At 74.7% G+C, this 7,101-nt stretch carries 4 protein-coding genes and 2 pseudogenes; 4 read left to right on the top strand and 2 right to left on the bottom strand.

The window, feature by feature from the left end; genetic code table 11:
* Positions 1-661 (bottom strand): annotated as a pseudogene (locus tag LCE31_RS33905) (hypothetical protein); the annotation flags it as partial.
* A 373-nt stretch (positions 662-1,034) separates the two neighbouring features.
* Between LCE31_RS33905 and LCE31_RS33900 the strand changes: the two are divergent.
* The 4 genes and pseudogenes from LCE31_RS33900 to LCE31_RS33885 all read left to right on the top strand — a co-directional run.
* A complete protein-coding gene (locus LCE31_RS33900) occupies positions 1,035-2,030 on the top strand; it encodes a helix-turn-helix domain-containing protein (protein ID WP_225021358.1) in 996 nt (331 codons plus the stop codon).
* Positions 2,031-2,221: 191 nt separating this feature from the next.
* Positions 2,222-2,704, top strand: coding sequence for a DUF456 domain-containing protein (locus LCE31_RS33895; protein WP_225021355.1), 483 nt, complete (start codon positions 2,222-2,224; stop codon positions 2,702-2,704).
* Between the two features lie 556 nt (positions 2,705-3,260).
* Positions 3,261-4,973, top strand: coding sequence for an amidohydrolase (locus LCE31_RS33890; RefSeq protein ID WP_225021353.1), 1,713 nt, complete (start codon positions 3,261-3,263; stop codon positions 4,971-4,973).
* A 152-nt stretch (positions 4,974-5,125) separates the two neighbouring features.
* Positions 5,126-5,488, top strand: a pseudogene (locus LCE31_RS33885) (PPOX class F420-dependent oxidoreductase); the annotation flags it as partial.
* Between the two features lie 151 nt (positions 5,489-5,639).
* Here the strand turns inward: LCE31_RS33885 and LCE31_RS33880 are convergent.
* On the bottom strand, positions 5,640-7,010 hold the full coding sequence (locus LCE31_RS33880) for a DNA-3-methyladenine glycosylase 2 family protein (protein ID WP_225021360.1): 1,371 nt from the start codon (positions 7,008-7,010) through the stop codon (positions 5,640-5,642).
* Positions 7,011-7,101 lie beyond the last annotated feature (91 nt).

Here is a 7,101-nt window from a genome sequence, read left to right as displayed (position 1 = left end):
CGGCAGTGCGCTGGTCAGCCTGAGGCGCGTCGGCGGGGCGCTGGTCGGCCTGAGGCGCGTCGGCCGGGGGCACGGGCCCGGGGACCTGTGGCGCCTCGGCGGCACCCGTCTGGGCGCCGGGCGGCGGTGGCGTGGTCGTGTCCCGGGGCGCGTCCGCCGTCCCGGAAGCGGGCGGCGGTTCCGCGGGTCCGCCACGCGGGGAGGGCAGGGGCCGGGCGTCGGAGGGCACGTACGGAACGGCTTCCCAGGGCGCCCGCGCGTCCTTCTCCCACCAGGCGGGCGGCCGTCGGTGCGACGACTCCTGGTCCTGTCGGGCGCCCTCTGCCTCCCCGGCTCCCCCGGACCCGTACCCGCCGTCCCGCAACGGGTTCCGCGCATCGTACGGCTCTACGGCGTCCTCGGACTCGGCGGCGCCACGGGCCTCTCGTTCCTCACTCACCTCATCCGCCGCGCACGCTCCAACGGCCTCTCCGGGCTCCTGGGCCTCTCGGGCCTCCCGCGGCGGTTCGGGAACGGATACGGCGTGCGTCGCCGACGCGAACCGGTCGTCCAGTGTGTCGCCCGGCGTCGGGGCACCCGCGCCGGTGTCCGGCGACGTCTCGTCGTACAGCCGGTTCCACCAGTCGTCGGCCGGAGCGGACCGCTCCCCCTGCTTGCTCATGCTCCTTATCTTCGACCGCGCGGGTGGCACGAAAACGGTCGTCGCGAAAAATGAGGACCGGCCGGGCCGCGGGGGCGCGTACGACATGGGAATGGCGAGGGCCGTCGCCAAGCCCGGCACCCTCTTGCGGCCGGCCGGTCGGGGTCCGCCATCGCACCCCCACCCCCCACGGGAAGGGCACGCGGCAGACGATCTCGGAGAGGCATATGACCATGGCCTGTTGCTGCTCCGACTCGCCCACCTTGGCAGAATTACCTGTTGTACAGGCACGATGTAAGCGGCGGATTTACGCCGTGGCCGTTTTCCGCCACGGACGGGAGGCGTAGGACTCCGCCGGCCGGTACGGGGGGCAGGACATGGGGAGGGGAACCGAGTGCTTGGTGCCATAGGACTCGACGAGAGACAGGAGTCCGCGTATCGCGCGCTGGTGGCGACCGGCGCCGCGGAGGTCGCGGAACTCGCGCGTCGGCTCGCGCTGCCGGAGCACGACATGGAGATCGCGCTGCGCCGTCTGGAGCGGCACGGCCTGGCGGCGCCGTCGCCCGCACGCGCCGGGCGCTGGGTCGCCGCGCCGCCCTCACTGGCTCTGGGGGCGCTGCTGACCCAGCACCGCCACGAGCTGGAGCAGGCGGAGCTGGCCGCCGTGCTGCTGGCCGAGGAGTACCGCGCGGAGAGCGGCAAGGCCGCCGTGCACGACCTGGTGGAGGTCGTGACGGGCGCGAGCACCGTCTCGCACCGCTTCAGACAGCTCCAGATCGGTGCGGCGGAGGAGGTGTGCGCCCTGGTCACCGAGACGCCCATGGCGGTGACGGGACCGGAGAACAAGGCCGAGGAGGAGGCGACGACGCGCGGGGTGCGCTACCGCGTGGTCATCGAGCAGGCGGTGCTGACGGCGCCGGGCGGGATCGAGGAGCTGAGTGCGGCGCTCGGCCGGGACGAGCAGGTGCGCGTCATCGACAAGGTGCCGACGAAGCTGGTGATCGCGGACCGGGACCTCGCGATGGTGCCGCTGAACGGGCCCGCCGCCGAACCCGCCGCGCTGGTCGCGCACGCGAGCGGGCTGCTGGAGTCGCTGTACGGGCTGTTCGAGACGGTGTGGCGGGACGCGATGCCCCTGGCCCTGGAGGCGGGCGGAGCCGTACGGGCGGCGGGAGTGCCCGGGCCGGACGTCACCGACCTGCGGATACTGTCGCTGCTGCTGGCCGGCATGACGGACGCCAGTGTGGCCAAACAGCTGGATCTGGGCCTGCGGACCGTGCAGCGCCGGGTGAAGGGGCTGATGGAGATGAGCGGTGTGACCACACGGCTCCAACTCGGCTGGCACGCGTACGAGCGCGGCTGGGTGGCACGCGACGCGCCTCGGAGCTGAGCGCGGCCCGGGGCTGAGCGCGGCCCGGCCAGACCCGGTGCGCTGTGGCCCGCGCGCCCGCCGATCCGGGCCGAGCCGCAGCGCTGATCCGGCTGAGCCGCACCCGCCGATCCGGCCGAACCGCGGCGCCGATCCGGCCGAGCCGCACCCGCTGATCTGCGAGAACGATCCGAGTCCTGCACGCTGGACGCATGGACGTGTGGCAGCTGGTGCTGGTCGGCCTGGTGATGCTGCTCGGACTTCTCGGGGTGCTGGTTCCCGGCGTGCCGGGGCAGGCGATCGTATGGGCCGCCGTGCTGTGGTGGGCGCTGTCGGACACCTCCACGACCGCGTGGGTGGTGCTGATGGTGGCGACCGCCCTGCTCCTGGTGAACCAGGCGCTCAGACCCCTGCTGCCCTCGCGCCGCACCAGCCGTACCGGAGCGCCCCGCCGGAGTGTCGCGGTGGGCGGTGCCTCGGCGGTCGTGGGGTTCTTCGTGCTGCCCGTGGTGGGCGGCGTCGCCGGATTCGTGGGGGGCGTCTACGAGGAGGAGCGCCGGCGCCTCGGCAGCCACCGGGACGGCTGGGCCTCCACCCGTACCCTGATGCGGGGCGCGGGCATTCCCCTGCTCGTGGAGCTGTACGCGTCCCTGCTCGCCGTGGCGGCGTGGATCGCCGGGCTGATCTGGCAGTGAGCGCCCGGAGGACGCTCCGCGCACGTTCGTCCGTACGGGTGATGCGCCGGGCGGCGGACCACCGACGGACGGCAGGCTGCCGCGTTCCCGGTGCAGGCGGCGCGGTCGTCCCCCGCACCACGCTCCCCCAGCCGGGCACGGCCGGAGGCCGAAGGCCGCGTGGATCACGCGCATCGCGTGCATCGCGTCGCCGTGGCGCGACACGGACACGCCGGGTCACCGATTGCCGCCTGAAAAGGCCGTGTTGGGGACATCGCGACACCGCTGTCCGGCGTACGGGCGGACGGTGTGACGCGCCGGGGGCCGCGTACGGGGCGGGAGCGGTGGGCCGTGCGCCGGGCGGCGGCAGATGGCGCGGGGTGCACAACACGCGCCCCGCCGGACCCTGTCATACCCTCGCTAGAAGGGAGCACAGCGCCGCGGGCGGCCCACGACGCGCCGCGTGACCTGCGCGTCCCGAGCATGCCCGAGCTGCCCGTCGGGCCCGGGCGAGAACAGGACACCCACGGCACAGCGGCGTCCGTGCCGCCTTCGCGCAGAACCGAGGGATCGCCACATGCCCGAAGCCTCCGCCGCCCCTCCCCACGACACGGACCGCCGGATCGATCTGGTGGTGCGCGGCGCCGACGTGCACACCCTGGACCCCGACAGGCCCCGGGCGTGGGGGCGGGCCGCGCGGGACGGCCGGCTGGTGGCGCTGGGGACGGACTGGGACATCGAGGGGCTCGTCGGGCCCGGCACCCGGGTCGTCGACGCCGGCGGGCGCATGATCATGCCGGGACTCGCGGACGTCCACGCCCACCTCGGGTTCGGCGGGCAGGCCGCGGCCTGGGAGTTGAACCTGCCGCCGATGTGCGGTGCGACCGAGATCCTCGCCGCCGTGCAGGACCGGGCCCGCTCCCTCGGCCCGGACGAGTGGGTGGTGGGCGGCGTGCTCGTCAGCCCGGTGTTCCAGGCGGTGGGCACCGCGCGCATGCTGGCGGCGCTGGACGAGGTGAGCGAGGGGCGTCCGGTGATGCTGCGGGACGACTCGCTCCACAACAGGTGGGTCAACTCGCGGGCACTGGAGATCCTTGGCATCGGCGACACCACCCCGGACCCGCCGGCGGGCCGGTATGTACGGGACGAGGCGGGGCACGCGGTCGGGCTGCTCCTCGGAGCGCCGGCCACCGACGCGGAGCTCGCCGCCCGGAGGGCCGTGGAGGACGCACCAGGACGGGACCTGCGCTCCGCGCGCACCGCGGTGGCGGTCCTCAACTCGGTCGGTGTGACCGCGGCGCAGGACGCCGCGACGATGGGCTCGTGGCTGGACGTGTTCACCGAGCTGGACCGGGCGGGCGACCTGACCGCGTGGATCGTCGGGTCCATGCCCGCACGGGAGTTCATCGAGTCGGGGCCGGTGGGCCCCGAACTGTTCGACACCGCGCCCCGGCGCAGGTCGCCCCATGTGCGGCCGGACTTCGTGAAGGCCGTCCTGGACGGTGTGCCGATGACGCGTACGTCGAAGTTCCTCGAACCGTACCGCGCGGTGGGCGACGAGGGCGGCGGTGCGGCCGACGGCTACGCGGGCGAGAGCCTGTTCACCGACGCCGAGTTGCTGCTGCTGTTGGAGGAGGCGGTCGCCCGTGGCCTGCACGCGAAGCTGCACGCGACGGCCGACGGCACGGTGCGGCAGGTCCTGAAGGCCGTTCAGCGGCTGCGTGAACGCCACGGCGACGGGCCGGTGTTCCACCTCGCGCACCCGGAGTTCGTCCACCCCGACGACGTGGCCCGCTTCCACGAGCTCGACGTGGTGGCGGACGCGTCCCCCGTGCTCTGGTTCCCCAACCCGATGAACGGTGTCATCGCCCAGCAGGTCCAGGACCACTACATGGAACGCATCTGGCCGCTGCGGGAGTTGTACGAGGCAGGCACCCGTATCGCGGCCGGCTCGGACTGGCCGGTGGCGACCGCGCTGCCGAACCCGTGGCTGAGCATCGAGACGATGGTGACCCGCCGCAACCCGGACTCCGCGTTCCCCGGCGAGCTGGCGCCCGCCCAGGCGCTCGACCTCACGACGGCGCTCGCGGCCCACACCGTGGGCGCGGTGGAGGCGATGGGCCTCTCCCACGAGACGGGCCGCCTGAAGCCCGGCATGTCGGCGGACTTCATCATCCTGGACCGGGCGCTGTTCGACATCCCGGTGCAGGAGATCCACGCGACGCAGGTACTCCAGACCTGGTTCGCCGGGCGGCAGGTCCACAGCCACAACACGGCGGGCGCGGCCTGACGTCCGCGCGGATGCGGCGACCGCGTGAGCGCCGGGCGCCCGGGGCGGGACGGGGCCCGGTCGCCGGTTCCGGCCGGTCCGCGAACCGTGCCCGCGCCCCGTGGACCGGCTCGTCCGCTGCCGGGCCGGGCGGAACGTGTGAGGCTGGGACCATGGCAGAGTTCAGCGGCGCGGAGCGCGCCTACCTCATGTCCCAGCGGCTCGGGCGTCTGGCGACCGTGGACCGGCACGGTCAGCCGCAGGCCAACCCGGTCGGGTTCCACACCCAGGACGACGGGACCATCCTGATCGGCGGATACGCACTCGGCACGACCAAGAAATGGCGGAATCTGGGGGCCAATCCACGGGTCGCGCTGGTGGTGGACGACATCGCGAGCGTGCGGCCCTGGCGGGTGCGCGGCGTGGAAATCCGGGGCGAGGCGGAGTTGTTGACCGGCCCTCACGGCCTCGGGGCCCATCTGAGCGACGAGTTGATCCGTATCCACCCGCACAAGATCCACAGCTGGGGCCTGGACGCCGACCCGGCCGAGGACGGCGGGGACCGCAAGAGCCGGGACACCGAGGAGAGCGGGGAGGCGCGGGACGCCGGGAAGAGCGGGGAGGCCGGCGGGGGCCGGTGAGCGCTACGGGCGATACCCGACACACTCCGGGTACCGCCCGTGACGGTCACACCAGGCCGGTGTGGTGGGCCGCGTAGGAGCGCCAGGGGCGCCACTGTTCCCGGGTGTTCTCCGCCTCGGGGTCCGCCGGCCACACGTCCGGGTCGCCCAGCGCCCGCATCCGGATCAGCGCCGCCGCGTGCGGATGCACACCGGGCACGGCACGCAGTGCGCGGTCCGTCTCGTCCCGGTCGGCACCGGCGTCGAGCCGTACGGTGCCGTCGGCGAGCGCGGTGGCGAGGGGGCCCGCGACCGGGTGGCCGCGCAGCGCGTCGGCGCGCGGGAACAGGCGGCTCGGCCCGCCGTCCGGCGCGGGCGCGTCCTCCCCCTGGCCCAGCACGGCCGCCGCCGCTGCCTCCGGCCCGAGCACCGTGCGCAGCGCGTACTCCTCGGGGTCCGCGGCGCCGGGCGAGCGCAGCCCGGGCCGCGCCGCGACGGACGGTGCGAGCCGGGGGTCGGCGCCGAGCCGCTCGTCCACCGCGTACGGGTCCGCGTCCAGGTCGAACAGGCGCCGCAGCCGCTGCACGGCCGTCGTGAGGTCCCGCAGGTCGGTCAGGTGGAGGCGGGCCTCCAGCCAGCCCGTACGGACGGCGGGCGCGGGCCGCACCGGGTGCCGCCGCTCCGCCACGGTGACGACGGCGAGGCCGTGCGGCAGCCGCAGCGCCCGGCGGTACGCGCGCTCGCCGTGGGTCCCCGTGACCTCCTCCACGCCCGGCAGCGCCTCGCGTGCCAGGAGGTCGAACACCTCGCGCGCCGCGTACGGGCCCCGGTGGGCGAGGCGCAGCGGGATGCCGGCGCCTGCGGGCGCCCGCGGCGTGCCCGTACCGGACTCGGCGCGCAGCTCGCTGGGGGTACGGGCGTAGATCTGCCGCATGGTGTCGTTGAACTGGCGCACGCTCGCGAAACCCGCCGCGAACGCGATGCCGGTGACCGGGAGCCCGGTCGTCTGGAGCAGGATGCGCGCGGTGTGCGCCCGCTGGGCCCGGGCGAGGGCGATGGGGCCCGCGCCCAGCTCCGCGGTGAGCTGGCGCTGCACCTGGCGGGTGCTGTAGCCGAGGCGCCCCGCCAGTCCTGGCACACCCTCGCGGTCCACCACACCGTCGCCGATCATGCGCATGGCACGGCCGACGACGTCCGCGCGGACGTTCCACTCGGCGGAGCCCGGCACGGCGTCGGGACGGCACCTGCGGCAGGCCCGGAATCCGCCGCCCTGAGCCGCCGCCGCGGTCGGGAAGAAGCGCACGTTCTTGCGCTTGGGGGTGACCGCGGGGCAGCTCGGCCGGCAGTAGATCCCGGTGGTCTCCACCGCGAAGAAGAACACCCCGTCGAACCGGGCGTCCCGTCCCGCCACCGCCTCGTAGCGGGTCTCCTCGTCCATCGCCGCGTGTGTCATGCCGTCCAGTCTGGACCCGCCCACCCCTGGAGGCGAGCGGGTTTCGGACATGTAGGGGACGGGCAGGGTGTCTGCC

The organism is Streptomyces sp. 8L (genome assembly GCF_020176795.1).
Taxonomy (GTDB): Bacteria; Actinomycetota; Actinomycetes; order Streptomycetales; family Streptomycetaceae; genus Streptomyces.
Note: the sequence above shows the minus strand (reverse complement) of the source record. Positions and strands in the feature narration are given on the sequence as shown.

Bases quoted from the DNA above. Each gene is read 5' to 3' on its own strand.
- LCE31_RS33895 (WP_225021355.1), top strand. From the start codon at position 2,222: ATGGACGTGTGGCAGCTGGTGCTGGTCGGCCTGGTGATGCTGCTCGGA.
- LCE31_RS33890 (WP_225021353.1), top strand. From the start codon at position 3,261: ATGCCCGAAGCCTCCGCCGCCCCTCCCCACGACACGGACCGCCGGATC.
- LCE31_RS33880 (WP_225021360.1), bottom strand. From the start codon at position 7,010: ATGGACGAGGAGACCCGCTACGAGGCGGTGGCGGGACGGGACGCCCGG.